Annotated in this window: 31 protein-coding genes; 26 read left to right on the forward strand and 5 right to left on the reverse strand. The window is 39.7% G+C overall.

Features of this window, described 5'->3' with window-relative positions; translation table 11 throughout:
• Positions 1-2 precede the first annotated feature (2 nt).
• The 6 genes from KHA99_RS26395 (at position 3) to KHA99_RS26420 (ending at position 4,501) form a co-directional block, all read left to right on the forward strand.
• Positions 3-1,109: a toxic anion resistance protein gene (locus KHA99_RS26395; protein ID WP_213120455.1), complete on the forward strand. Its 1,107-nt coding sequence runs from the start codon at positions 3-5 to the stop codon at positions 1,107-1,109.
• A 21-nt stretch (positions 1,110-1,130) separates the two neighbouring features.
• A complete protein-coding gene (locus tag KHA99_RS26400; RefSeq protein ID WP_213120456.1) occupies positions 1,131-1,745 on the forward strand; it encodes a TerD family protein in 615 nt (204 codons plus the stop codon).
• A 31-nt stretch (positions 1,746-1,776) separates the two neighbouring features.
• Positions 1,777-2,355 carry a TerD family protein gene (locus tag KHA99_RS26405; protein ID WP_213120457.1) on the forward strand — a complete coding sequence of 193 codons (579 nt, stop codon included), beginning with the start codon at positions 1,777-1,779 and terminating at the stop codon, positions 2,353-2,355.
• A 123-nt stretch (positions 2,356-2,478) separates the two neighbouring features.
• On the forward strand, positions 2,479-3,177 hold the full coding sequence (locus tag KHA99_RS26410; RefSeq protein ID WP_213120458.1) for an anthrax toxin lethal factor-related metalloendopeptidase: 699 nt from the start codon (positions 2,479-2,481) through the stop codon (positions 3,175-3,177).
• Positions 3,178-3,218: 41 nt separating this feature from the next.
• Positions 3,219-4,013, forward strand: coding sequence for a thymidylate synthase (locus KHA99_RS26415; protein ID WP_213120459.1), 795 nt, complete (start codon positions 3,219-3,221; stop codon positions 4,011-4,013).
• The gene (locus tag KHA99_RS26420) at positions 4,010-4,501 is read left to right on the forward strand and encodes a dihydrofolate reductase (protein ID WP_213120460.1); all 492 of its coding nucleotides are present in this window, start codon (positions 4,010-4,012) and stop codon (positions 4,499-4,501) included. Before KHA99_RS26415 ends, KHA99_RS26420 begins: the two co-directional genes overlap by 4 nt.
• 33 nt (positions 4,502-4,534) lie before the next feature.
• Here KHA99_RS26420 and KHA99_RS26425 read toward each other — a convergent pair whose 3' ends face one another.
• Positions 4,535-4,768 (reverse strand): hypothetical protein, encoded by a 234-nt coding sequence (locus KHA99_RS26425; protein ID WP_213120461.1) that lies wholly within the window; start codon positions 4,766-4,768, stop codon positions 4,535-4,537.
• Positions 4,769-5,087: 319 nt separating this feature from the next.
• On the opposite strand from KHA99_RS26425, the gene tatA reads away from it, so the two are divergent.
• Both tatA and tatC read left to right on the forward strand, forming a co-directional pair.
• Positions 5,088-5,282 carry a twin-arginine translocase TatA/TatE family subunit gene (tatA, locus tag KHA99_RS26430; protein WP_213120462.1) on the forward strand — a complete coding sequence of 65 codons (195 nt, stop codon included), beginning with the start codon at positions 5,088-5,090 and terminating at the stop codon, positions 5,280-5,282.
• 109 nt (positions 5,283-5,391) lie between these two features.
• Positions 5,392-6,126 carry a twin-arginine translocase subunit TatC gene (gene tatC, locus KHA99_RS26435; protein ID WP_213120463.1) on the forward strand — a complete coding sequence of 245 codons (735 nt, stop codon included), beginning with the start codon at positions 5,392-5,394 and terminating at the stop codon, positions 6,124-6,126.
• Positions 6,127-6,174: 48 nt separating this feature from the next.
• Here the strand turns inward: tatC and KHA99_RS26440 are convergent, their stop codons facing one another.
• Entirely contained in the window at positions 6,175-6,519 is a 345-nt protein-coding gene (locus tag KHA99_RS26440) for a helix-turn-helix domain-containing protein (protein ID WP_213120464.1), read from the reverse strand.
• 243 nt (positions 6,520-6,762) lie between these two features.
• Between KHA99_RS26440 and tapA the strand changes: the two genes are divergently transcribed.
• The 4 genes from tapA to KHA99_RS26460 all read left to right on the forward strand — a co-directional run bounded on the left by tapA (position 6,763) and on the right by KHA99_RS26460 (position 9,838).
• Entirely contained in the window at positions 6,763-7,560 is a 798-nt protein-coding gene (gene tapA / locus KHA99_RS26445; RefSeq protein ID WP_213120465.1) for an amyloid fiber anchoring/assembly protein TapA, read from the forward strand.
• A 140-nt stretch (positions 7,561-7,700) separates the two neighbouring features.
• Positions 7,701-8,264 (forward strand): signal peptidase I SipW, encoded by a 564-nt coding sequence (sipW, locus tag KHA99_RS26450; RefSeq protein WP_213120466.1) that lies wholly within the window; start codon positions 7,701-7,703, stop codon positions 8,262-8,264.
• Positions 8,265-8,351: 87 nt separating this feature from the next.
• Positions 8,352-9,158 (forward strand): TasA family protein, encoded by an 807-nt coding sequence (locus KHA99_RS26455; protein ID WP_213120467.1) that lies wholly within the window; start codon positions 8,352-8,354, stop codon positions 9,156-9,158.
• 86 nt (positions 9,159-9,244) lie between these two features.
• On the forward strand, positions 9,245-9,838 hold the full coding sequence (locus KHA99_RS26460) for an LPxTATN C-terminal sorting signal domain (protein ID WP_213120468.1): 594 nt from the start codon (positions 9,245-9,247) through the stop codon (positions 9,836-9,838).
• Positions 9,839-10,023: 185 nt separating this feature from the next.
• Here KHA99_RS26460 and KHA99_RS26465 read toward each other — a convergent pair whose 3' ends face one another.
• Positions 10,024-10,914, reverse strand: coding sequence for an MBL fold metallo-hydrolase (locus KHA99_RS26465; RefSeq protein WP_213120469.1), 891 nt, complete (start codon positions 10,912-10,914; stop codon positions 10,024-10,026).
• Positions 10,915-11,103: 189 nt separating this feature from the next.
• Here KHA99_RS26465 and KHA99_RS26470 point away from each other — a divergent pair, with 189 nt between their 5' ends.
• The 8 genes from KHA99_RS26470 (at position 11,104) to msrB (ending at position 18,192) form a co-directional block, all read left to right on the forward strand.
• Positions 11,104-12,618 (forward strand): spore germination protein, encoded by a 1,515-nt coding sequence (locus KHA99_RS26470; protein ID WP_213120470.1) that lies wholly within the window; start codon positions 11,104-11,106, stop codon positions 12,616-12,618.
• Between the two features lie 12 nt (positions 12,619-12,630).
• Positions 12,631-13,752: a GerAB/ArcD/ProY family transporter gene (locus KHA99_RS26475; RefSeq protein WP_213120471.1), complete on the forward strand. Its 1,122-nt coding sequence runs from the start codon at positions 12,631-12,633 to the stop codon at positions 13,750-13,752.
• On the forward strand, positions 13,736-14,893 hold the full coding sequence (locus KHA99_RS26480) for a Ger(x)C family spore germination protein (protein ID WP_213120472.1): 1,158 nt from the start codon (positions 13,736-13,738) through the stop codon (positions 14,891-14,893). Before KHA99_RS26475 ends, KHA99_RS26480 begins: the two co-directional genes overlap by 17 nt.
• A 78-nt stretch (positions 14,894-14,971) precedes the next feature.
• Positions 14,972-15,550 (forward strand): SCO family protein, encoded by a 579-nt coding sequence (locus KHA99_RS26485; protein ID WP_213120473.1) that lies wholly within the window; start codon positions 14,972-14,974, stop codon positions 15,548-15,550.
• A 105-nt stretch (positions 15,551-15,655) separates the two neighbouring features.
• Positions 15,656-16,486, forward strand: a complete 831-nt coding sequence (locus KHA99_RS26490) for an SGNH/GDSL hydrolase family protein (protein ID WP_249366900.1) — start codon at positions 15,656-15,658, stop codon at positions 16,484-16,486.
• A gap of 5 nt (positions 16,487-16,491) precedes the next feature.
• Positions 16,492-17,076 (forward strand): YpmS family protein, encoded by a 585-nt coding sequence (locus KHA99_RS26495; RefSeq protein ID WP_213120474.1) that lies wholly within the window; start codon positions 16,492-16,494, stop codon positions 17,074-17,076.
• A 148-nt stretch (positions 17,077-17,224) separates the two neighbouring features.
• A complete protein-coding gene (msrA, locus tag KHA99_RS26500; protein ID WP_213120475.1) occupies positions 17,225-17,761 on the forward strand; it encodes a peptide-methionine (S)-S-oxide reductase MsrA in 537 nt (178 codons plus the stop codon).
• Positions 17,758-18,192 carry a peptide-methionine (R)-S-oxide reductase MsrB gene (gene msrB, locus KHA99_RS26505; protein ID WP_213120476.1) on the forward strand — a complete coding sequence of 145 codons (435 nt, stop codon included), beginning with the start codon at positions 17,758-17,760 and terminating at the stop codon, positions 18,190-18,192. The genes msrA and msrB overlap by 4 nt, the downstream gene beginning before the upstream one ends.
• A gap of 710 nt (positions 18,193-18,902) precedes the next feature.
• Here msrB and KHA99_RS26510 read toward each other — a convergent pair.
• Positions 18,903-19,502: a DUF502 domain-containing protein gene (locus tag KHA99_RS26510; RefSeq protein WP_213120477.1), complete on the reverse strand. Its 600-nt coding sequence runs from the start codon at positions 19,500-19,502 to the stop codon at positions 18,903-18,905.
• 120 nt (positions 19,503-19,622) lie between these two features.
• Between KHA99_RS26510 and KHA99_RS26515 the strand changes: the two genes are divergently transcribed.
• A complete protein-coding gene (locus KHA99_RS26515) occupies positions 19,623-19,787 on the forward strand; it encodes a YjcZ family sporulation protein (protein WP_213120478.1) in 165 nt (54 codons plus the stop codon).
• Positions 19,788-19,832: 45 nt separating this feature from the next.
• Here KHA99_RS26515 and KHA99_RS26520 read toward each other — a convergent pair whose 3' ends face one another.
• A complete protein-coding gene (locus KHA99_RS26520; protein WP_213120479.1) occupies positions 19,833-21,194 on the reverse strand; it encodes a TrkH family potassium uptake protein in 1,362 nt (453 codons plus the stop codon).
• A gap of 161 nt (positions 21,195-21,355) precedes the next feature.
• On the opposite strand from KHA99_RS26520, the gene KHA99_RS26525 reads away from it, so the two are divergent.
• The 5 genes from KHA99_RS26525 (at position 21,356) to ablB (ending at position 26,319) form a co-directional block, all read left to right on the forward strand.
• Positions 21,356-22,699, forward strand: coding sequence for an aspartate aminotransferase family protein (locus KHA99_RS26525; protein ID WP_213120480.1), 1,344 nt, complete (start codon positions 21,356-21,358; stop codon positions 22,697-22,699).
• Between the two features lie 17 nt (positions 22,700-22,716).
• Positions 22,717-23,409 (forward strand): CoA transferase subunit A, encoded by a 693-nt coding sequence (locus tag KHA99_RS26530; protein WP_213120481.1) that lies wholly within the window; start codon positions 22,717-22,719, stop codon positions 23,407-23,409.
• The gene (locus KHA99_RS26535) at positions 23,394-24,059 is read left to right on the forward strand and encodes a 3-oxoacid CoA-transferase subunit B (RefSeq protein ID WP_213120482.1); all 666 of its coding nucleotides are present in this window, start codon (positions 23,394-23,396) and stop codon (positions 24,057-24,059) included. The genes KHA99_RS26530 and KHA99_RS26535 overlap by 16 nt, the downstream gene beginning before the upstream one ends.
• 32 nt (positions 24,060-24,091) lie before the next feature.
• The gene (locus tag KHA99_RS26540; RefSeq protein WP_213120483.1) at positions 24,092-25,360 is read left to right on the forward strand and encodes a peptidase; all 1,269 of its coding nucleotides are present in this window, start codon (positions 24,092-24,094) and stop codon (positions 25,358-25,360) included.
• 104 nt (positions 25,361-25,464) lie between these two features.
• Entirely contained in the window at positions 25,465-26,319 is an 855-nt protein-coding gene (gene ablB / locus KHA99_RS26545; RefSeq protein ID WP_213120484.1) for a putative beta-lysine N-acetyltransferase, read from the forward strand.
• Positions 26,320-26,355 lie beyond the last annotated feature (36 nt).

Genomic DNA, 26,355 nt, shown 5'->3' on the forward strand with positions numbered 1-26,355 from the left:
GCATGAATTTAACACCAAATCCATCCAGTGATTTAACCCCTCAGCCTGCTGAGGAAATGCTGACGGAAAAAAAGGTCTCAGACATTAAGCTTGCCCTCCGCAAGGAACCGGAAATCCAAAACCTTGCTCGTTCGATTGATGAGCGTGACCAAATTCAGGTACTTGAATTTGGAAAAGAACCCGCCGTGCAAATTTCCAGGTTTTCTGACCAAATTTTAAGCAACATGCGGACAACTAAAGTTGAGGATTCCGGCGAACTGTTAAAACAGCTTGGACGCATTATGGATAAATTCGATCCGAAGGATTTTCAAAAGTCCTCCGGCGGCTTATTCTCTAAGCTTTTTAAAAAGGGCGAAAAAATGGTCGAAAAGCTGTTTGGCAAATATCAGACGATGGGCTCGGAAATTGACAAGGTGTATGTGGAAATATCCAAGTACCGTTCGGAAATGGTCGATTCCACCAACATGCTTGAATCCATGTACGAGCAAAACTACCAATATTATTTGACGCTTGAGAAATATGTGGTTGCCGGTGAATTAAAGGTGGAGGATTTGAAAAATAATCAGCTGCCACAGCTCGAGGCCCGTGCTGCTTCCGGTGATCAGCTCGCTTCCATGCAGCTGGATTCAATGAGAAATGCCATCGAATTATTGGAGCAGCGGATTTACGATTTGGAAATGGCGAAAATGGTTGCCCTGCAAACGGCGCCGCAAATCCGTATGCTCCAACGTGGGAATACGAAATTGATTGGAAAAATCAATTCTGCTTTTGTAACCACCATTCCGATTTTTAAAAATGGCTTAATCCAGGCAGTGGCCGCCAAAAGGCAAAAGCTAGTTGCTGATTCGATGAGCGAGCTTGATCGACGTACCAATGAGATGCTGCTTAGAAACGCCCAGAATATTTCGCAGCAAAGTGCCGATATTGCAAGACTTGCAGGCGGCCCAAGCATTAAAATCGAAACGATTGAAGAATCTTGGAATATCATTCTCAAAGGACTGCAGGAAACAAAGGCTATTGAAGAGGAAAATAAACGTTTGCGCCAGGAAGGCACAAGACGATTGGAGCAGCTGCAGGATAATTTTAAGAAAATAAAACAGCAATACTAAAATTTTGATGAGGTGAAAGACATGGCAATTAATTTACAAAAAGGACAAAGAGTTGACTTAACAAAAGGCAACCCTGGTTTGACTAGAATTTTGGTTGGCTTGGGCTGGGATCCAGTTCAAAGCAGCGGCGGAGGAGGCGGCTTCTTCGGTTCTTTGTTTGGGGGCGGGGGTGCACCGAATGTTGATTGTGACGCTTCCGTTATCATGCTAGGTGCAAATGATCGCCTGCAAAATAACAAAGATGTTATTTATTTTGGAAATTTAAAGAGTGCAGACGGGTCCGTCCAACATTCCGGCGACAATTTGACCGGCGATGGAGACGGCGACGACGAGCAAATCATGATTGATTTAAGCAGAGTGCCGTCCAATATCGAGAAGCTTGTTTTCGTGGTAAATATTTATGATTGTGTGAAGCGGAAGCAGCACTTTGGGATGATTCGCAATGCCTTTATTAGAGTGGTGAATCCAGGCAATCAGCAAGAATTAATTCATTATAATTTGACTGATGACTACAGCGGCAGAACTTGCCTCGTTACAGGTGAAATCTACCGTCATGGAAACGAGTGGAAATTTGCCGCCATCGGCAACGCCACCAACGCTGCTTCTTTAAGTGAAGTTGTTCGTTCCTATAGCTAATTTATTTTTATTTGGTTGATGAGGTGATAATATGGGAATTAATTTGGCAAAAGGTCAAAGAATCGATTTAACGAAAACGAATCCTGGTTTAACGAAGGCTATTGTCGGCCTCGGCTGGGACACGAACCGCTACTCTGGCGGCCATGATTTTGACTTGGATGCATCGGCATTCTTAACGGATGCAAATAGCCGGGTCACAAATGATATGGATTTTGTCTTTTATAATAATTTAACCGATCCTTCAGGGGCAGTTGAGCACACAGGCGACAACCGAACCGGTGAAGGCGATGGCGATGATGAGCAAATTAAGATTGATTTCAGCAAGGTACCTGCCCACGTCCATCGCATTGCGATTACTGTAACGATTCATGATGCTGAAGTGCGAAATCAAAATTTTGGTCAAGTAACCAACGCCTTTGCCCGTGTTGTCGATGAAGATACAGGCCGTGAAATCCTAAGATTCGATCTTGGTGAAGACTTTTCCGTTGAAACCGCAGTCGTCATCTGCGAGCTGTATCGCCATAATGGCGATTGGAAATTCAATGCCGTAGGCAGCGGCTTTGCAGGCGGACTCGCTTCACTTTGCCGTAATTTCGGGCTGCAGGTATAGTATGAAAGGAAGCCGCCAGGGAATGTCCTGGCGGCTATTTTTTTCCTTCTTGAAATGTACAAATTTTTAAACCTATTTCCATGCTATAATCTTATTAAAATACTTGCTAGATGAGGGATGAACATGCGTAAATGGGTTATGTTTTTTTTGATTGTCACCTTGTCCCTAGTTTCTGTAACGACATCAAAAGCATCGATTAATGGCATGCGGATCAGTGATTTTCCAAAAAACTCTCAGCTCTATGAATCTATTAAAATATCTCCTAATAATGTTAACCAAATTATTATTTTACCGCCGCAGCCTTTTGACGAAAAAGAGGCTGCTAAAATAATAAACCGGGTGAGCTTATTACCTAAACCCTTATTAAATAAAATATATCAAAATGATATTACCTTAAAACTTTTTACCGGAAAGCTTACCGATAATCCAACTGCAAGACAGTTGAAAGGGAAAATCCCACGGGGCTATCCGGCGAATACCACTTGGGATGATGTACCTGGCAGCGGCGGCGGGAAGGTCGTTTTAGTCAAAATAGGTGCCAGCGATAAAGGCATAGGACATGGCTCCATCAACCTGGAATTGCACGAAATGGCACACTCCATTGACCATATCGTTCTAAATAATGTAAGCCAAACAAAGGAATTTAAAACACTAATGGAAAACGAGCACGAGAAATTGTTCCCGGGCAAAAGCTATTTTGAATACCCAGAAGAATATTTTGCTGAAGCCTTTGCAATGTATTTTTACAATTCAGAATCAAAAGCAAAATTAAAACAAAAAGCACCCAAAACTTATAAATTTTACGAAAACCTTGCTTATTGATAAAATGTTAGAATATGAACAGCGATTAAGGAGTGTCCAATTTGAAACAATATTTAGACCTATGTAAGCACGTGCTGGAGACCGGAACCTTTAAAGGCGACCGTACTGGAACCGGAACCATCAGCACATTCGGCTATCAAATGAGATTTAATTTAGAGGATGGCTTTCCTCTGATGACAACCAAAAAACTTCATTTGAAATCCATTATTTATGAGCTTTTATGGTTTTTAAACGGTGATACAAATGTTAAATACCTTCAGGACCAGGGAGTTAGAATTTGGAATGAGTGGGCCGATGAAAATGGCGAGCTCGGCCCGGTATACGGCCATCAATGGCGCTCCTGGACGGGTGCCGAAGGCCAAACGGTTGACCAAATCAGCGAGTTAATCGAGCAAATCAAAACGAATCCCAATTCCCGAAGATTGCTTGTCAATGCCTGGAACGTGGCGGAAATTGACAAAATGGCGCTGCCGCCTTGCCACTGCATGTTCCAATTTTATGTGGCGGATGGAAAATTGTCCTGCCAGCTTTATCAGCGCTCTGCAGACGTGTTCCTAGGCGTGCCATTTAATATTGCTTCCTATGCCATGCTGACAATGATGATTGCCCAGGTTTGCGGCTTAAAGCCGGGTGAGTTTGTCCATACTTTCGGGGATGTTCATATCTACCAAAACCATCTGGAACAAGTAAAACTGCAATTAGAAAGAGACCCGCGGCCATTGCCGCAATTAAAAATCAATCCTGACGTTAAGGACATTTTTTCTTACCAATATGAGGACTTTACGTTAGAAAACTATGACCCGCATCCGCATATCAAAGGAGTCGTTAGCGTATGATTTCCTTTATCGTCGCAATGGACAAAAACCGGGTCATCGGCAAAAATAATCAGCTGCCCTGGCACCTGCCGGAGGATTTAAAATTCTTCAAACGGGTAACTATGGGGCATCCGATTGCAATGGGGCGTAAGACACATGAATCAATCGGCCGCGTCCTTCCAGGAAGGGAGAACATCATTATAACCAGGCAAAAGGAATATCGATCTGAGGAATGTACCGTCTTTACCTCCGTTGATGAATTCGTAGGCTACAGCAGGGAGCAAAACGACGAAATTTTTGTCATCGGCGGGGCAGAAATTTTTAAAGAGACGTTTCCTTTTGCCAATCGTCTCTACATTACCTTTATTAACGAAGAATTTGCCGGGGACACGTTTTTTCCGGAATTTAACCACAATGACTGGGTACTTGTTTCCTCCGAAAAAGGTATAAAGGACGAAAAAAATCCCTACGATTATGAATTTAGAATTTATGACCGAAGAGTGGTTTAAAAAACAAAAAAGCATCAGCTGCGCCTGATGCTTTTAATATCCGTTTAATTCATACTCTGAAAGTTTTGCTAACATTCCCCGGAATTCGTGTGGATGGCAGAATTCTTCCTCATGGAAATGTGCCTTAATCCAAGCAATTAATTCTTTTGGAGTGTTAAAATATTCACCGCTCCGATCACTTTTCCGAATGGTATACCTTCCATTGTCATCGTCAATAGTTACCTCGACAGGAAGGGCTCCGTCAAAACTGAAAAGAGAAAATTCCATCCCACTCACATCCTTTTTGAGAAGATAAATTTTCTAAAATATTTATTCTAATGTTCCAATTATATGCAAAAAACAATAAATTGTCAAAATATTTTAAAAATTAAATCTAAAAAAAGAACATTGACTTCAACTGTGGTTATTGTTAAATTTTTTATAGAGTTGATATGCCTAGAAAATATAATGCTAAAAATCACAGAAATGTAATTTTTATTGGATATTGTGAATTTACTATGAATTATTGTAAATAATTATCTCAAAATGATTAAACAATACTATAATCATCTTAAGAAGTTACTTTAAATCAAAGGGGCTGTTAAATATGTTTTCAAATATTGGAGTACCTGGCTTAATTCTAATTTTAGTTCTTGCACTCATTATTTTTGGACCGAAAAAGCTACCTGAAATTGGTCGTGCATTTGGGCAAACATTAAAAGAATTTAAGAAATCCACACGAGAGCTTACTGAAGATGTAATGGAAGACATTAAGGAAGAAAAGGAAAAATTGAGCAAATAAGGTGTAAGATTTTGTGTCTTGCACCTTTTTCTTCTCAGTTTTAAAACTATTTTAACGAGAGAAAACTGGTTAATTAAGAACTACCATTGAAAATTGGCAGGGGAAACACATGGAAGATAAAGAACTACAGTTAGTCGATCATTTAGAAGAATTACGAAAACGGATTATCATTTCAGCACTAGCTTTTGTGGTCTTTTTTATTATCGGCTTTATTTACGTGGAAGATATTTATAAATGGTTTGTTGGCAGCACAAAGCTCCTGGTACTCGGACCAAGTGATATTATGTGGATTTATTTTATGCTCGCCGGAGTAGTAGCGATTGCAGGGACCATTCCGGTTTTGGCGCTGCAAATATGGCTGTTTGTCAAGCCTGCGTTGAAACCGATTGAAAGAAAAATTACGTTGTCATATGTTCCGGCTTTGTTTATTTTATTTGTTGCCGGTCTTGCTTTTGGATACTTTGCTATCTTTCCTATGGTTCTTCAGTTTTTAGTCAATATCGGTCAGGAAATGTTTGTTACCAATTTTACTGCTGATCGTTATTTCAGCTTTATTTTGAATATGACTTTGCCGTTCGGAGTGCTTTTTGAACTGCCGGTCGTGGTCATGTTTTTAACCTCGCTTGGTATTATTAATCCTTTTGTGCTGGCAAAGGTCCGCAAATATGCTTATTTTGTATTAATCATTATTGCGGTTGTCATCACACCACCGGATTTTATGTCTGATTTCGTCGTCACATTGCCGCTGTTACTTCTGTATGAAGTCAGCATTAATTTATCAAAATTTGTATATCGCAAAAAGCTAAAGAAAGAACAGCAAGAAGAATTGGTGGAAGTGAATTAATCAAGAAAAAATGCCTGTACTCCTGAGATAAGGAGTCCGGGCATTTTTTTACTTATTTTGTTCTCTCATCCATTCTTGAAACTTCAAGAAATTTAAATACTCCTTGAAATCCTGCTTTTCAAGGCCATTCTCAATTGCTTGCTGAATCAATGATTTCCATTCTTTATCTAATTTAAATTCTATGTATTCTAACTCTTGTTGATAACCTAATAAATATTCTATGCTTGTTTCTAGTGGAAGCGCTATCTTTTGTATTAACTGGAGAGAGGGATTAGTTTGCATACCGCGTTCCAACAAGCTTAAATATGATTTTGATACATCAGCAAGTCTAGACAGCTCAGTTAGCGAATACCCTTTCTCCTCCCGTAACTGTTTAATTTTTTCCCCAATCATTATCCTCAACTCCTAATTAATTGCGTAAACAACTCCTGATATTCTTCATTATAAAGAACATAATGTTTTTTAGAAAATAGTAAAAAAGTACGAAAACGGGAGAAAGCGTGAGAAAATTAGCTGAAAGTGTTCGTTATTAAGAAAAAACAGCTTTTTTTAGCAATTTTCACGTTCGTTATTTTGGGGTATACTCAATTTAGAAATTCGTTAATGAGAACAAATTAAAAAGGGAAGTTGATGAAAATGAGAAATAAAGTCACCAACTTCGTTCTGAAAATACTACAAAAGAAGCAAAATTCATTATATAGAACGAACGAGGGAGGGAGAATTATTCGATCTTTAAGAATTAGGAAATTTAAAAAGAGGGGCAAAGGACTACTAACCGCAACTAAGATTGTAGCTATCTGGTACCTCTTGATTTTAACCGGTTCGTATATGACAAATGATACTGGAGCTTACTTTAATGATGTGAAAGTAATAAATAATTCTTTCCAGGCTGGAAAATGGGATGATACAGTTCCACCTGATAACGATGAATGGGATAAAAGTTCATTAAGTTTCGATGGGACCAAGGCTTGGGCAGGGGAATGTAATGTTTTTACTACTATTAAAAACACAGGGAATAGCGCGAATATGATATCCACATGGAGATTTTATTTATATAAGGTAACGGGTGGTGAAAAGCCAACAAGCGGTCATGTTGCCACGGGGGTAGTCCCTAAACTAAAGAGTGGAGAAGTAGGACAAATTTCAGCAACTGTAAAAGAAAACGGAATATATCGATTTGCGGTAAGAAGACCTCTTGGTCATCCTGGGAAAAATAGCCCTGATGAAAATGGCTATTCCTATATTTGGAGTGAAAATTTAATTAATGTCGTAAGCTGTACCAAAACCGAGCCAAATGTTAGCGAGGAAAAGTCTGAGCATCATCCAGAAAGCACAACCCCTACGGGAAATGAGGGGCAATCAGAGAATTCAGAGGAATCGACCCCTACACAGAAAGAAGATAGTCCAACATTAAATGAAGTTACTAAGGATTGAATTAGAAAATATAACAACTGAGCCTAATTCATTTAAAATCGTTACAGTAGATAAGAATGGTCATGGATCAATGGGGATTACGATAACGGTATCACTAGATAAGGTTGTAATCAATTAAAAAAGCAAATGGGGTGATCAAAGTGGCAAGCAAGATTTGGAAGATTACTAGTAATTTGATAACAGGAATTCTATTCCTTCTATTTATCTTCATGATTTTTGTAGTAGTTTCATCAAAAGCCTCAAGCGGGGAACCTAATTTCTTAGGTTACCAACTGAAAACAGTCCTTTCTGGTTCCATGGAGCCAACATTTAAAACGGGGTCTATAATTGCCGTAAAGCCAGTTGAAAATGCTACAAATTTGAAAAAAGGTGACATCATTACCTTCAAAGAATCAGAAGGAATGTTAATCACACATAGAATTGTCGACGTTATCAAAAAGGAAAATCAAGTTATGTATGTAACAAAAGGTGATAACAACGAGGATAAAGACGCCAATGCAGTTGTATCCAAAAATGTTGTTGCAAAATATTCTGGTTTTACAATTCCACTTCTTGGTTATTTCATTGATTTTGCAAAATCCAAAAATGGTACAGCTTTATTGCTGATTTTACCTGGATTATTATTACTTGCTTATTCTGCTATAACCATTTTCAAAGCATTAAAAGAACTTGATAAAGGAAATGACGTTCAAAAGACTGCTTAATGGTTGCACTCCTTATGGAAACATAAGGGTTCAATAAATAAATTTTACATACCCAAATAGAGGGTGAAAAAAGAGGAGGAAGAAGGAATGAGCTTGAAAAAGAAATTAGGGTTGGGAGCAGCATCAGCAGCACTAGGTTTATCATTAATTGGCGGAGGAACATTTGCTTACTTCAACGATACTGCAACAGTGAATAACCAATTTGCAGCGGGAACATTAAACTTGGATGTATTAAAAACTGCCGATGGTGAAATTAATTTTGATTTGAGAAATATGAAACCTGGTGATACTGCAAAAAGATACTTTGTCTTACAAAATAGCGGATCACTGTCAATTAAGGATGTAATGATGGCAGTAGTGGCTAGCGATTTTTCTGATGGTATGACGGCAGCTGGAAAAACCGCAGATAGTAATATGGAAGGGTTTTTAAAGCAATTTAAGGTTGAATTTTTCCGGGTACAAAACCCTGATCCAACACAACCAGGTGGACCTTGGAATAATCCGCAAAATGCAGATATTATTGCTTCCGGAAAAACTGTAACTTTATGGGACTTACACAATAAAAATTATAATGATATCCTTTCGGCATATAAGGGGACTGGCGCTGATATCGGTAGATTAAATATTTCTCCAACAGGAATGCCTGTAGGTGATCAAGATGGCGTTGGTATTCAAATTACCTTTGTTGACAATGGTAATCAAAATATTTACCAGGGCGATAGTGTAAAAGTATCCTTTGATCTAGAGGCTAGACAAGAAGCTGGTGTTGAGGTTAAAACAAATGGTTATATTAAATCAAATGAAAACCATCCATCTACACCAGTAACTACTGACAATAATGACAACAAAAACGTCCAGGCTGTTTCTGACGCCAAAGACAATCCAAAAGAATAATAGACTTTTAACTTGCATTCGATGGGCGGAGGGCAATCCTCCGCCTATTGAAAAAATAAGGTGAATTTATTTGAATGAGGTAATGTATGAAAAAACATCTCATTATTTTATTAATTCTTCTCGTAATGCTACCCAATCAGGTTCTCGGTGCAACAGGTACTAAGGTACTAAACTTAACAGTAGATCCTCAAAAGGTCTTGTTTGATATTCGTAATGTTAAGCCAGGAGATAGCTTTCCAAGAAAAATTGCAGTAATGAATAAAGGAAATAATGGTTTTAAGTACATCGTTACTAATAAATTTATTACCGGTTCAAAGGAATTTTATGATCGATTAATCCTGAAAATTGAAGATGGTACAAAAGTAGTATACGAAGGAAATCTCAAAGATTTTGAAAAACTAGATCCACGTTTACTAAAAAGTAAGTCAAAAGAAGATTTGTATTTTTATATAACTGTACCATATGAATTGGATAACAAATATCAGGGCTTAAATTGTGAATTTCAATTGAAATTTTATGTTGAAGGTACATTAGGCGGTGCACTTCCAGCAGATGGGCCTCGACTTCCTGCAACGGGTACAAATATGTTTAATTTTTTAGTAGCTGGTATCACGCTAGTTTTAGCTGGCGGTACACTACAATTTATTAAGAGCCGTAGAAAACAGGATAAACCAATATAAAGACCTTGATTTTGGAGCTTAACAATCAAGGTCTATTATTTTTTTCTACCATTATAAATTTTTATTATTTACATTAAAGCTGTTTTAATTTGGGGAATTAAAGAATAATCCAAAAGATGAGGGCACGCGCGACCGTGTATCTTTTTTGTTTTAAAATAGAAAATAGAATAGCCACCATAGCCATTCTATTTCACTCTCACTATTTCCGATGCTGTTTCCGCCACAACATACCCCAACCGTTCCAAATGCTTCCGAATACCGCTTCGCTCCCATGTCTTGAGAATTGGAGTTGTAAGTGTAGCTTTTGGATAAAATATCCCGATTTCCGTCAATTCTTTAAAACTCAATCCTTGCTTGACATATCCTTCAATTTTTTCATCCCTCTGATCGATTATGTCAAGGAATTTATCCATTGCGTCTGTAAATTCCTCTTTAGTGAAAATACCTTTTTGATGGCCGGTAATGTATGTATTTGCATCAAGCGTCAAGAGCCGTTTGCCTGAGTTGATAAAGTCATCGATATTACCATCGGTCCCATTATACCATGGACCAAAGGTAGTCATATCATAATCGCCAGCAAACACGACCCCGAGCTCCGGAAAGTATGGGCAGGCCAGGCCGCTTGTATGTCCAGGAGTATGCAAAAACACTACTTTTACATCATCAAATACATATTCTGACTCGTATTCATATGTTCCTGAAAATCCCCCGAGATTTTGAACCCATTCCTGTGGAAGGGTTTTTTTCCATGCTTCCACGCCTCTAGGACCCCATTCTTGATAGACCCCATTTGCATGGGCTATTCCCTCCACTGTCCTAGAAGTTTCAAATTCAATCTTATTGATAAGTTTGGTCGCATCTCGGAACAGGTGATTATGTAAGGTATGGTCAGGATGGTAATGGGTATTAATGATGAGATCAATTCCCTTTTCGTGGTCCAGTTCAAGAAGGGCTTTTGCCTCTGCTCCACTGTCAATTAGCACCTTTTCCTCGCAGTCGATATACAAGCTCCGAGAGAAAGGGACTTTGCTGCTATTTGGACCTTCCATGATGATAATAGGGCCAATTCGATTCAATGAGTTCACTCTCCTTTTCTCTCTATTTGAAAATTCATAATTTTCATCGATGAATGAATACTCATTCATAATACCACATTATTTTGTTCTTCTCAAAAAATTTTTTATCATTCAGACTGCTTTAGAATTTGGGTAAAAAATAATTATTTGGAAAAAATAAGCTAAACTGACAACAATAGGTGCTGAAATATGTTCAAATGGAAAAAAGAGAGTAAGTCACAGGAAGTATTTAAAGCCCATAGCTTATATATCGATGAATTGAAAGAGCAATTAAAAAACGAACTGCTTTATTCAGATATTACCTTTCGTCATCTCAAGAAAAACGGGAATAGAATCGTCTTTTGTTTTTTAGAAAGCTTGATTGACAAGAGTAGCTTGGATGAATTTATTCTGGCTCCGATTCAAAATAATGAGAAGATTGAATGGTCCGTCCAAGGATTCACGCAGGTTCTGCCATTATCGGTCTTAACAGTAACCAATCAACTGAGTGAAATTATCAGCGGGCTGATTGAAGGTAATGTCTATATATATGTGGAAGGGGACCCGTATGGTCTATTAACGAATCTCAGCAAGACGGTTGAACGTGGAGTGGAGAAGCCAGAAACGGAATCAAACGTTTATGGCCCGAAGATTTCGTTTACGGAATCCCTCGTCAGCAATATGAATATCTTAAGAAACAATTTAAAGGACCCAAACCTTTGTATGCAGGACCTTGTAGTGGGGAAAAGGGTGAAAACAAAAGCGAAACTCGTCTACATACAGGGAATTGCCGATGAGGAACTTGTCACCACCTTTAAACAAAGGATAAGTGAGCTTGAAATAGATTATGTCCCCGGGAACACCGTTCTTGGACATTTGATTGAAAACAACAGCTGGAGCGTGTTTCCCCAGTTGATGACGACCGAGCTCCCGGACCGGATATCCATTGCACTATACAGGGGCAAAGTGGCTGTTCTAATGGACCGGAGTCCAGATTGCCTTTATGGTCCCACAACCTTTTTCTCCTATTTTGAGTCTACCGAAGATGTTTATATGCGGTGGAATATGGGGCTGTTCTTACGGGTCCTGCGATTGACGGCGCTTTTTTTATCCGTCCTATTGACGCCCGCCTATGTTGCGGTTCTGACCTATCATTATGAAGTTATACCGTCGCCCATGCTGGTTACCTTGGGTGAGTCAAGGTCAAAGGTACCCTTTCCACCGGTCTTTGAAACATTGCTGCTAGAGTTTGTCATAGAGCTGCTTCGCGAGGCCGGTGCCAGGCTGCCAACAAAAGTAGGCCAGACCATCGGTATCGTAGGTGGTATTGTCATCGGACAGGCAGCCGTTCAGGCCGGTTTTACCAGTAACATCTTAATTATTATGATTGCATTAAGTGCGCTCGGGTCCTTTACAACCCCAAGTTATTTAATGGGTACGGCAATCAGAATGATTCGTTTTCCAATTATCATTATTGCTGGTATTTGGGGCGGAATTGGGATTATGGTTGCATTTTGTTTTTTTATCATTCATCTGCTAAGACTGGAAACACTGGGTAAACCATATCTTTCGCCGGTTTATCCTTTACAATGGCGAGATCTGGGTTATAGTTTTTTCCTTGTGCCTTATCAATATCTTGCCAAACGTCCTCAGACCAATAAACCAGTAGACAAAGAGCGTTTTTCAGAAAAAAAAGCTAAGCTAAAAAAAGATATAGATGAATAGAGGGCGATGTAAATGGAGGTGAATGTTAAACCCAGAGATGGATTGCAGCTTCATGCATTTCTGCTCATATTTATTGTTCACTCCACCCAAATTGGTGTAGGACTTGTAGGCTTGCCAAGAATTGTATATTTAGATGCTGGCCATGACGGCTGGATTTCTGTTTTTTTAGCAGGGGTGCTGGGAGGCGTGTCCTTGTGGTTCATGGTAAAAATGCTTGGTCAATATGACAGCGCAGATTTATATGGCATACATGCCGATGTATTTGGAAAATGGATAGGAAATTTTCTCAGTCTGATGTATATGGGTTATTTAGCTGCCGCCTTTTTTGTAATCTATATTAATTACATAGAAATCGTGCAGGTGTGGATCTTTCCAAACCTTCCAACCTGGCAGCTTGGGTTAGTGTTGACTCTGCTTTCTGCCTACGCTGTTTATGGAGGAATAAGGGTTGTTGTAGGAACCGCCTTCTTGTCAGTGATGGGGACGCTTTGGATGGTTTTCGTCCTATTTGTTCCTTTAAAACATTCGGAAATTAATCATATATTTCCGATATTAGATGCCGATATTGAACAAATTCTTAAAGGAGCTCACAATTCCTCCTTATCAATGATGGGGATGGAATTAGTCCTATTTGTTTACCCATATATAAAAGAAAAACAAAAAACTCAAATTTTCTCCCAAATAGGCAATGCATATACAGCCTTTATTTTTACACTTGTTACGTTTGTCTCGATAATTTATTATGCTGGTGGAAGTTTGGAACAAACCATTTGGCCTGTTATATCGTTGTTCAAAATAGTCCGCCTTCCCAATTTGGAAAGGTTCGAAATTATCGCTGTTTCTTTTTGGATGCTTATTATCGTGCCTAATTTGTGTATTTATTTGTGGGCAGCCTCGAAAGGTTTCTCACGTATATTTGCTGGAAAGCAAAAATGGGGGCTTTGGATTCTTGTCAGCTTAATCTTTGTATCTTCATTTTTTGTCAAAGCAAGATATCAAATGAATCTGATTTCAGATATAATCGGAAAGTTCGGTTTTTATGCTGCGGTTTGTTACCCGATTCTTTTATATTTCATTGTTTCTGCCAAAAACAAGTATTTTAGGGGGAAGAACAATCATGCCAAAGGGTCCTAAATGGAAAACCGCTATATTGATGATTGCTAGCACGCTTTGTTTATCTGGATGCGTGGAGGCGAGGCAATTAGAGAAATTAGGACTGATTACGGCTGTTGGCTATGATTTGGATGGGAAGAATACGATTAAGGGGACAGTGGTTGTTCATAAATTTGATGCACTGGCGAAGAATGTGACTAAAGTTATTTCAGTAGAAGCCCATACGAGTAAATCTTTACGACAGAAACAAAATCTTCGTTCCGACCAAAGGCTTGTTTCAGGGCAGCTGCGATGTGTCGTCTACAGCAAGGCCCTTGCAAAGAAAGGGATTATTCAGCTTGTTGATACGCTTAATCGTGACCCTAATATCGGCAATATGGTATATTTGATGATTTCGGAGCATGATGCTTCGTCAATCATCAATGTGGGCAAGAAGAATGTGAAACTGAATCTTGGAACTTATTTATATAATCTAATTAGGCAAAATGTAGAAAGTGAGCAGATGCTCTCACCTACACTGCAGGATTTTAATCATAGTTACCATGATAATGGAAAAGATCCGGTATTACCACTTCTTAAATTAGAGAATGGCGATGTTTCGGTTGCAGGCACAGCCCTGTTTAAGGATGACAGGCTTGTAGGAATATTGCCTACAAATAAGCTATTTTTCTTAAAAATTTTGGCAGAAAAATATAAATCTGGTACTGAAGAATTTGGATTTAATCGAGAAGACTTCAAGAGCATCTTAAAGGGAAATGAGGGACGGAGTTTTCGAACTGTTTATAATAAATTATTTCTGGAAATCGACAATATCCGCAGCCATACCAAAATAAAATTAGTGGATAAGAAAAACGTTCGATTTAGGGTCGAAATTAAATTTGCATCAAGGCTTTTGGAAACAACAGAGCCTCTTGAATTGGGCAGTGCCAAAAATGTTAAATTCATTGAGAGGCAGATCGAAAAGAAAATGGAAAAGGAAATACATGATTTGCTCATTTTTTTTCAAAAGAAGGGGGTGGACCCGGTCGGGATTGGCAATGAATATATCGCTCATATTCGCGGGAAAAAAATTACCCCAAAGGAATGGAGAAGTATTTATAAAAATGCCAAATTTGAAGTTCGTGTGAAAAATACTATTGTAAAAACGGGAGTAATAGATTAAACTACGCTTTTCCTTTCCTCTTTTTTAAAACTTTGTTAAACTATTCACGGATGGAATAGAGGAAGGTAGTGTGTTTAAATGAAATTTCGACTGGTCATGATATTATTAGTCATTTCTAGTATGCTGCTTGCAGCTTGCGGACAAAAGGAAATTAAGGATGCGCTAAACTGGGAGGTAGCCGACTTTTCTGCGGTGAACCAGGATAATAAAGCAGTTGGACTAAAGGATTTAAAGGGAAAGATTTGGATTGCTGATTTTATTTTTACAAGCTGTGCAGATGTTTGCCCACCGATGACTGCGAATATGACAAAACTTCAAAAAATGGTTAAGGATGAAGGGTTGAAGAATGTTGAATTTGTCTCTTTCAGTGTTGATCCCACTGTGGACACTCCTGAAGTACTGACTCGATATGCGAACCAATTTGGGGCAGATTTTTCAAATTGGACCTTTTTAACCGGATACTCTCAGCAGTTTATTGAAGGTTATGCAATGAAAACATTCAAGACGCTTGTGAAAAAACCTCAGAATGAAAATCAGGTCATCCATCAAACCTATGTCTATTTGGTAGGTCCAGATGGAAAAATAAAAAAATCATATAATTTATATAAAGATGTTCCGTTTGATGAAATGATTCAGGATATAAAAATTCTGCAATAGACCGTTATACAGGTCTATTTTTTTCTGGGAATAGGATGGGTATTATAGATTTGTTTTGAATGAGTTTGGTCATGTTATAATAAAATTAGTTTAGAAGGCAGGTGAATGGGTATGTATAAATTTTTCCCCCTTCTAATTCTCTCGGTATTGTTCCTGGGCTCTTGCAGCGGAACTGGGGAATGGGAATTACATCATGCAAAGCAAACGGCTGTACCGGTCTATGAGCCTGTACCTGCTGATTTTATTCCGCGCACCTTAACAGTTCTCTCCGCAGGCGATTCCTTAACACAAGGTGTTGGCGACAGTACAGGTAAGGGCGGCTATTTGCCTTATTTAGAAACATTGCTGGAAAATGAAAAAGGCATTAAGGATGTAGATTTCTATAACTTCGGGGTGAAGGGAAATCGGACCACTCAATTGCTGAAAAGGCTGAAGGCACCTGAAATAAAGCCTGTCTTAAAGAAGGCCGATTTGGTTATTCTGACTATTGGCGGCAACGATATCATGAAGGTGGTCAGGGACAATCTCTCAAATCTTGAATATTCCATTTTTATGGATGAAAAGGAGAACTATCGTAAACATTTGATTCAGATAATAGAAACAATAGTCAAGGAAAATCCAAATGCATCTATTGTGTTGGTGGGTCTTTATAATCCTTTTTCTAAGTGGTTTTCAGATATTGAGGAATTTGATCAGATTGTTTCCGAGTGGAACCAAGCAGGTCAATCGGTTATATCACAATATCCCAATGCTTACTTCGTTTCGATTGAAGATATATTTTTAAACAGCAGTGAAAACCTCCTATTCACTGATAATTTTCATCCAAATGATAAGGGCTATGAATTGATTGCCCAGCGGCTCAATGAAACAATGGAAGAACGGGTCTTGCCGGATTTGGACAGGAAGCCGTATATGGTTAGTACAGAGGAGAATTAGATTTTATGAAAAACAAATGGAAAGTTGGATTCCTAATCTTGGCGGGAATCAACCTTTTATTCGCGATTGTCCTGCTATCGCTTGTGTTGGGTACGGGCTCGGATGCGGATCAAAAAAGCACTCAAATGAAGGAAATAAAAGGTGACCACGTTTCCTTTCATGTGAACTCCAACAAATACGATTTGAATAAGCTAATTAATCATTATTTAAATGAGGAGTCTTCCGAATCCCCAATTGCTTATCGTGTTTTATTGGGAGACGAGGTGGAGTTGTATGGAAGTATTCCGGTTTTTAGTGAACAGGTTAAAATGAAATTGACATTTGAACCTGAAGCGCAAAAGAACGGGGATTTAGTTCTAAAGCAGAAATCCATGTCTGTTGGGAGTCTTCCTCTGCCCATTTCCTATGTTCTAAAGTTTATTGGAGATAATTATAAGCTTCCAGAAGGTGTTGAAATCAGACCGAATGACAAATTGATTAATGTCCATATGCAGCAATTAAGGCTGAAAAGTGATTTGAAAATTAAAGTGGACCAATTTGATTTAAAAAAGGACAAAATCGCCTTTACGATCTTAGTGCCAGTTGATTAGACTTGTACGTGAGCAAAAGAGAATAGTGTGTTATTTTGCCGGGCCAGTTGAACTGGCCCGTTTTTTTTAATCAGCAAATTTCCTTTTTGAAGCAACATTTTGTATACTCATAACTAGCAAAGAATCTAAGAAGAACGGGGTTGAGAGCATGGACAGTAAAGAACAATTGGCGACATTTGCCGGTGGTTGTTTTTGGTGTATGGTGAAACCGTTTGATGAGCTTCCTGGCATTAAGAGTGTCATTTCGGGTTATACTGGCGGTACGGTAGAAAATCCAACCTATCAGCAGGTTTGCTCTGATACAACTGGACATTATGAAGCGGTACAAATTACCTTTGACCCGGAAACTTTTCCATATGAAAAATTGCTTGAATTATTTTGGCAGCAAATAGACCCAACGGACACCGGAGGCCAGTTTTATGACCGCGGTCAATCCTATCAAACCGCTATTTTTTACCATGATGAAGTACAAAAAAGACTTGCTGAGGAGTCAAAGCATGCCTTGGAAAAAAGCGGCCAGTTCAATAAACCGATTGTCACACCAATATTGCCGGCAAAGGCTTTCTATCGTGCCGAAGAATATCATCAGCATTACTACAAGAAAAATCCTGCACATTATGAACGGTATCATATCGGATCAGGCCGGGCCGGATTTATTCAACAGCACTGGGGAGATAAAAAATGACAAATCAAAACAAGGAAGAATTAAAGAAGAAACTGACGCCGATGCAATTTGAAGTCACACAAAATAACGGCACTGAACCGCCGTTCAGAAATGAATACTGGAATGAAACGAGTGAAGGAATTTATGTCGATATTGTCTCCGGAAAGCCGTTGTTTAGTTCGCGTGATAAATTCGATGCAGGCTGCGGCTGGCCGAGCTTCACGAAGCCGATTGAAGAAGAGGAAATCGTTGAAAAGGAAGATTTCAGTCACTTTATGATTCGCACAGAGGTACGGAGTAAATCAGCAGATTCACACCTCGGCCATGTCTTTCCCGACGGCCCGGAACCAACCGGACTAAGATACTGCATCAACTCCGCCTCATTAAGGTTTGTTCCAAAGGAGAAGCTGGAAGAAGAGGGGTATGGAAAGTTTAAAAAGCTTTTCGATTAAAAAAAGCCGCGAATTTTGATAACAGGTTCCGTTACCTATCGCAAACATTAAAAATGTAAGCCAAAATGAGTGCCAATTTGCATATGAAATTGACACTCATTTTTTATTGGTATAAAGCCATTTGGGTGGAAATCACATAAAAATTTGTATAGGGAAATGCACCTTAATTTGTCGGAGTACAATGGCTGTTGTACCCCGACAATTTTGCCCTCAATTTGATATACATTTTATCTTACAAAAAGCGCTTAGAAACATAAGAAATCCTATCCTTAATTGAATAACCAGTGATATTTAAAATAAGCGGAGATTTTCCCGTTATATGCAGAATGGAGCTCGTTTAGGGGGAAATAAGGGGAGGTTTTCCGCTTAAGCACAGAAAAATCCCCAATTTTTATGTTACTTGAGTCAATAGGGGGAATTTTTCCTCTTATTTAGGCTATTTTTAAGCTTATTTACAAATTAAGAGGAATTTCTCCCTCTATTTTTCAAATTGTGGCTTAACCTTCCCCCTAACTGAGAAGAGCGGACCCTTACTAACCCAGATAAGGGAATCAGCATCTTTTACAACCAAAAAGGCTCAGTGAACAGAGCCTTTTTATTTTTAATTGCAAAAACAGATACAAGAAGCAGTACAAATTGGGTTACATTTTCAATTGCAATTTCGAGTTTTGTGATAGGAAACGGAACCCCTTAGAATTTTGAGCGGCTTTTTAAATTGAGCTTTTTTCCTTATGCTTTGAACTAGACGTCATCCCACCTGACAGGATAAATTTCATGGCATCCTCCGGTTTCACATCAATAATTTCAATCTGCTCCTTCGGAATTAGAAAGGTAAAGCCTGCCACCTGAAAGGTCTGTGGAATATATACAGCCGCATGATCCTTTAATGGACTATAAAAATCCTCTAACTGCTCGGATGTAATGAACCCCATGCTTTTCATCCCGGTTCCAGGAATGACAACCAAAGCCACCTTGGAAAAAGATTTCTTATCCCCCAAAAAGGATTGTATAGTGTCCTTTATGACTGAATAAATCGTTTTTACTACAGGGATTTTTTCCAGCAGCCGATCAATTAGCCGGATGATTTTTCCTGAAATGTACTTTGTCGATAGCCAGCCCAACAGGGTAATCAGGATAATGGTCGTCAACAAGCCGATGCCTGGTATATAATCTTCCTTTAAGTACGGACGTAACCGGTCACCAAGCAGCCCATCCAAAAATAAAAACGTTTTGTATATTACATATATGACCAGTATAATTGGAACAATCGTCAAAATCCCGTTAATAAAACTCTTTAAAATAGATTTCATTTCATTTCACCTGCCAAACTAATATCGTCTTTCATAATATAGGCGAATGCACATACAGGTCAAGCACCTACTACATAAAGTAATCTTGAAAAGATACAATTTTTAGAGGAGTGAATGCGAATGTATGGCGGATATGGTGGTTTTGATGGCTGCTGTGGTGGCTATGGCGGAGGATTCGGCTATGGGGGCTATGGCGGAGGATTCGGATTTGGATATGGCGGCTTTGCGCTAATTGTCGTGTTGTTTATTCTCTTGATTATTATTGGCGCAAGCTGGGCCTACTAAAAAGTGCGGCTGACTCCTAAACCGGGGTCAGCCGTTTTCATTTTTTTATCCGATGATAACCTTTTCCTTCGGATAATGGAACGTTTCTTTCCTTCCCTTGCCTCTTAACATCAACAAGCAGGTAACAATTCCAATCCTTCCGATAAACATTAATATCATGATCAGTATTTTACCGAAGGTTGTCAAATTTGAAGTTAATCCCAGCGATAAACCGTTTGTCCCGAAGGCAGAAGTGACCTCAACAATAATCGGTATCAAGGTGCTTTTCTCAGTAATGGATAGGAGGATAATCGAAAGTAAACACAAGCAAGCTGCTGTTGTCATCACAATAAACGATTTAATGACATCGTCGTGATTTAATTCCCTTTTAAATATTTTTACAGACCCTTTTCCTTGAGCATAAAAGATAATCGTTAAAACAACAATGGCAAAGGTAGTTGTCCTGACTCCTCCACTGGCACTGCTCGGCGAACCGCCGATAAACATTAACAGGGACATAAATAGCTGATTACTCTGAGTTAATTCACTGAAATCTAAGGTTGCAAGCCCTGCACTTTTGGTAGTAACGGAGTGGAAAAAGGAATAAAAAAGGATTTGGTGCCAATTTTTATCAGCAAAAAAATGATGAATGTCCAAAAGAAAAATAAAGATTCCTCCGAGCAAAGTAAGGATGATAAAGGTTACAGTTGTCAATTTCGTAAATAGGGTAAAGTGGAATCTTTTTTTACTCTTTAAGGATAAAAAGAAATCAAGCATCTCTACTATTACAGGAAATCCAATTGCTCCAAGTACAATTAAAAGCGCGACCATGAATTGGACAAAATAGTCTTGATAATAAGGAATAAGAGAAGCTCCCGTAATATCAAAGCCAGCATTGGTCGTTGCGCTGATTGAGATAAAAAATCCATGTTTAAAAGCAGATAATACCTCATCATAGTATTTGAGTAAATGAATTCCCAAAACAATTCCGCCGATAAATTCGATGGAAATGATAAAGATAAAAATCCGCTTTGCCAGATGGACCAAGCCAGAAAGGTTTGATTGATTGTTGTCAATCATAATCAATTGCCTTTCCTTTAACCCCACTTTTTTTCCCAGCATCACCCAAAGAAATGTACTTAGAGACATGATTCCGAGCCCTCCTAGTTGGAGAATGATGCAAAGGAGAACAATCCCGAAATTATTGAACGTATCCTTTAAGGAAATAACGCTTAACCCGGTTACGCTGACGGCGCTAACGGCCGTAAACATGGCATCGATAAAGCTAATTTTTACATTTGGAAGGTGCGCGAAAGGTAATTTTAATAAAAGCGTCGAAATAATTAGTGCAGATAAATAAAAGATAAAAATTAATTGAAATGTCGAAAGTTCCCTCGTCTTCGACTGTAGCTTCTTTATAGAGTCCATTTAAATTCATTCCTTATATAATCTCCCTGTTATTCTATAATAAGCTTTGCAAATTGTAAAAGGCCGGAAAGAAACAAAATGGTGAATCATACAATTTCAATAAGGAAATGAATCTATTAGCTTCTTAATTTTGCATTATGCAGAGGGAAGTGGTTTATAGGGTGGAACAGTCGTATTTAATTAAGCCCATGCTTGATGGGTCATACCCCGTCATCGATTATGGAAAAGGCGTCTATTTATATGACAAGAACGGAAAGAAGTACTTAGATGCCGCTTCTGGGGCTGTCACAGCCAATATCGGTCATGGAGAAAAAGAGATTATTAAGGCGATGGAAGAGCAGGCCCAAAAGGTCTCGTTCGTGTACCGCTCGCAGTTTACCAGTGAAGCAGCTGAAAAACTGGCTGAAAAGATCGCTAAGCTGCTGCCGGGAGATTTAAATTGGAGCTTTTTCGTTAACAGCGGTTCCGAAGCCACAGAAACTGCCATGAAAATGGCAATTCAATATTGGCAGGAAAAAGGAATAACCACGAAACACAAGATTTTATCCAGATGGGTCAGTTACCATGGGATTACTTTGGGAGCGCTTTCGATGTCAGGTCATCCAGGAAGAAGGGCAAGATTTGTTCCACTTTTAGAGGAGTTTCCAGTCATCCATCCCCCTTATTGTTACCGCTGTCCATACCATCTTGAAGCACCTGCCTGCCAATATCTTTGCGCCCGTGAGCTAGAAACTGCTATCAACAGAATCGGGGCAGATAATGTTGCCGCCTTTATCGTAGAGCCAGTCATTGGTGCTGCAGGCGGAGCCATTTCCCCGCCAAAGGATTATTTAAAAACGATAAAGAAAATTTGTGATGACCATGACATTCTGTTAATTGCAGACGAAGTAATGACAGGAGCTGGCCGGACTGGAGCGATGCTCGCATCTGAGCTATGGGGTGTCATTCCAGATATTGTCGCCTTAGGAAAGGGACTTGGAGCGGGATATGCACCGATTGCCGCTGCTATTGCCACCGATAAAGTCATCGAGCCAATTCTGGCCGGCTCCAAAGTGGTCATGAGTGGTCATACATTAAGTGCCAATCCACAAAGCTGTGCTGCCGCTTTAGCAGTCCTTGAATATTTGGAAAAAAATCAGATTATGAAAACAGTTGAAGGTAAGGGTGAGTTTTTACGAAAGGAACTTGAAAAACTAAAGAGCCAATTTTGGTTTATAGGGGATGTCAGAGGGATAGGCCTTCTACTCGGAATTGAATTTGTCAAGGACCAAACATCAAGAAGACCGTTTCCTAGAAATGCGCAAGTTACGCAAAGAATGGTGGAGCTTGCCAAGGAAAAAGGGCTTATCGTATATCCAGCAGGTGCGGGAATAGATGGGGTAAATGGTGACTCGATTATAATCTCACCTCCATTAACTATTACCGAAGTAGAAATGAATGAATTAATTTACTTATTAAAGGAAGCATTTTCAGTCTTTTCAAAGGAAATCAATTTATCGGAATGACTGGGTGGTGTAAAAGGATGGAAAACCCATTTGGGAAAATCGCAACCTTGGAGAAGGCCATGGAGTTTTTTCATGACGGAATGACGTTAATGTTTGGCGGCTTTGGCGGTGTAGGGACTCCGCCGGGTTTAATCGATGGGATTCTCGAAAAAGGAATTCGCAATTTGACACTAATCGGAAATGACACTGGTTTTCCCCATATTGGAATCGGAAAATTGGTCAGCCAGGAAAGGGCGAAAAAAGTGATTGCCTCTCATATAGGGTCAAATCCATTTGCCGGTCAGTTCATGCATGAGGGAAAGCTCGAGGTGGAGTTTTCCCCACAAGGCATTCTAGCTGAGAGAATTCGTGCGGGTGGTGTGGGACTCCCTGGAATTTTATCCGATATCGGCAAGGACATTGAGCTGGTAGCGGGAGATAAACAGAGGGTCGTGCTGAACGGTAAAGAATATTTAGTTGAGGAAGCATTAACAGCGGAGGTTTCCATCGTATTTGCGAAAAAGGCTGATGAATATGGAAATTTAATTTATGACAAGAGTGCCCGCAATACCAATCCGCTTGTGGCCATGGCAGGTACAATCACGATTGCCGAAGTAGAAGAAATTGTTCCCCTCGGCACTCTTGATGCGGAAGAAATTATTACACCCGGAGTATTCGTGGATTACATCATTCCAACTAAAGGGGTGAACTGGAAATGGGCATGGGAGTAGATATACGTAATAAACTAGCGAAACGTGCCGCCGAAGAAATTCAAAATGGGATGGTAGTGAATCTTGGTATCGGCATCCCTTCCCTCGTTCCTAATCACCTCAAGAAAGGGGTAAACGTTATTTTTCATGCGGAAAATGGCATTACTGGAATGGGTCAAAGTCCGATAAAAGGTGAGGAGGACAAAAACCTTTGCAATGCAGGGGGATTTCCTGTCACGTTAAACATCGGCGGTTCCTATTGTGATAGTGCGGTTTCGTTTGGCATGATCCGCAGCGGCAAAATAGATATCACGATTTTAGGCTCCCTTCAGGTAAGCCAGAAGGGAGATTTAGCGAACTGGATTGTACCTGGAAAGAAGGTCCCGGGGATGGGCGGGGCAATGGAGCTTGCCCAAAAGGCAAAGAAAGTTATTGTCCTGATGAACCACTGTGATAAACATGGCCGCTCAAAAATCGTCAAGGAGTGTACGATGCCCCTTACTTCCAGGGAATGTGTGGATTTGATTATTACGGAATTAGCAGTTTTTCAAGTGACAGAAGAAGGACTGCTATTAACAGAAATATTTGCCCAAGGTAATCTTGAAGATGTAGTCAATAAAACCCAATGTGAATTTGCTATTAGTGAAAATTTGAAAGAAATCCCCTATTAAATGCAGCATAGTTAATAAAGGGAGTGGTGCAGATGCAAAATCATGAAGCTCAAATCAACACTTGGTTGAAGGAGAACCGTGCAAGAGGGGCAAGGCTCCTGCAAATCCTTGTCAGGGAAAACTCCACAAGAGGCAACGAAAGCAGTGCTCAGGCGATTCTCATTGAAAAATGCCGCCAGCTTGGATTAACACTTGATATTTGGGAAATTGGCAGTGAGGAATTAAAAAATCATCCAGCCTACTGCTGTGATCGACAAAACTTTGAGGGAAACCCCAACCTAGTTGCTGTGTTAAAGGGCACTGGCGGAGGAAAATCTCTCATCCTCAATGGTCATATTGATGTGGTTCCGGTTGGCAATGAGTCAAGCTGGGAACGGGATCCCTTTAGCGGGCATATCGAATGCGGAAAACTGTACGGCAGGGGGGCCACCGATATGAAAGGGGGAACCGCCGCCCTTTTAATGGCGCTTGAGTCCATTATTGCCTCTGAAATAAAGCTTAAAGGGGACGTCATTTTTCAGAGTGTTATAGAAGAGGAAAGCGGCGGCGCGGGAACGCTTGCAGCTGTACTAAGAGGATACTGTGCCGACGGAGCGATAATTCCAGAACCGACGAATATGAAAATTTTCCCGAAGCAGCAGGGCTCTATGTGGTTTAGAATTACCGTAAAAGGCAAGGCAGCACACGGAGGAACTCGCTACGAAGGCGTTAGTGCAATCGAGAAATCGGTAATAGCCATTCAAAGATTGCAGCAATTAGAAAAAGACCGGAATGCTAAAATTTCAGACCCGCTTTATCAAAAAATACCAATCCCAATTCCTATTAATATTGGAAAAATCACTAGCGGCGAATGGCCATCATCGGTGCCTGACACTGCTGTGATTGAAGGCAGGATGGGGGTTGCCCCGAATGAAACAATGCAATCTGCTCAGTCTGAAATGGAAGCTTGTCTTAACGAGCTTAATGAGCAGGATTCTTGGTTTAAGAATCATCCTTTAACCATCGAATGGTTTGGCGGCAGATGGCTGCCGGGTAATATGGAAAGCAGCCATCCATTAATGAAGGAGCTTTCTGCGAGTTTCAGAGAGGTCAATGGGGAGGAACCAGTGGTGGAAGCAAGCCCATGGGGAACCGATGGAGGAATTCTTTCAGCCGTGGGGAATACACCAGTTGTTGTGTTCGGCCCGGGGACTACGGAAATTGCCCATGATGCCAATGAATATATCATTCTCGATGAAATGTTTGCCGCAAGCGAGATTATTGCTCTAACAATCTTGAAATGGTGCGGAGTACAGGAATAGTGTTGTATTCTAAAATCAAAATACTGCAGGCGAAATGTCTGGCTTGGAAAAGCCAGACATTTTTCTGAAAAACATAGAAATTTTTAAAAAAAGGGGTGATGATGATGAATCATTTACTAACGACAATTTTTGAAAATCATTCCACCTTCTATATGGAAGTCTGTATTGACCCATTTAATAAACGAATCCGAGTCGACGACTATCGCGGGAATATAAAGCAAATTCTGGTAAGAGCAGAGGAACTCGTCAAACAGCATCAAGTGGAAAAGTTAATCATCAAAGCGCGAATGGAAGATACGATTTCCCTTTTTGAATTTGGTCTTCAGCCTGAAGCGATCGTAGACCATTATTTCCGGGGTTCGGATGCATATTTTTATACAAAATATTATATTTCTGATCGGAAGAAAAACGACCATTGGATGACCGAAGACGCAATCATTCACAGTATTTATCAATTGGATCATGTCCAGCAAAATTTAACCCCGCCAAAAGATTACGAGATTAAAAAAGCTGATGAAAGCCAGGCAACCAAGCTATCTGCTCTTTACAGGCAGGTGTTTCAAATTTATCCAACTCCATTAAATGACCCGGAATATATAAAAAAGACAATGCAGAGTGGGACAATCTATTATGTCTTTTTACATCAGGGGGACATCGTCAGTGCAGCTTCTGCGGAAATAAACGATTTTTATAAAAATGCGGAATTAACAGATTGTGCGACGCTTCCGGAGCACCGGAAATATGGACTGATGAAGCTTCTCCTGAATGAGCTTGAGGGAGAATTAATTAAAAAAGGGATTTTTTGCAGCTATTCAATCGCCAGGTCATTGTCATTTGGGATGAATGCAGCCCTATATCAGCTCGGCTATTCTTACCGCGGAAGGCTCATGAATAATGTCTATATTTATGACAAGCTGGAGGATATGAATATGTGGGTAAAGAATTTGGCAGGCTGCTAGCTTTTTGGCAGATGGTGCCCGTTTTTCGGCACCAGG

Origin of the sequence: Neobacillus rhizophilus (assembly GCF_018343535.1) — a bacterium.
Lineage (GTDB): Bacteria > Bacillota > Bacilli > Bacillales > Cytobacillaceae > Neobacillus > Neobacillus rhizophilus.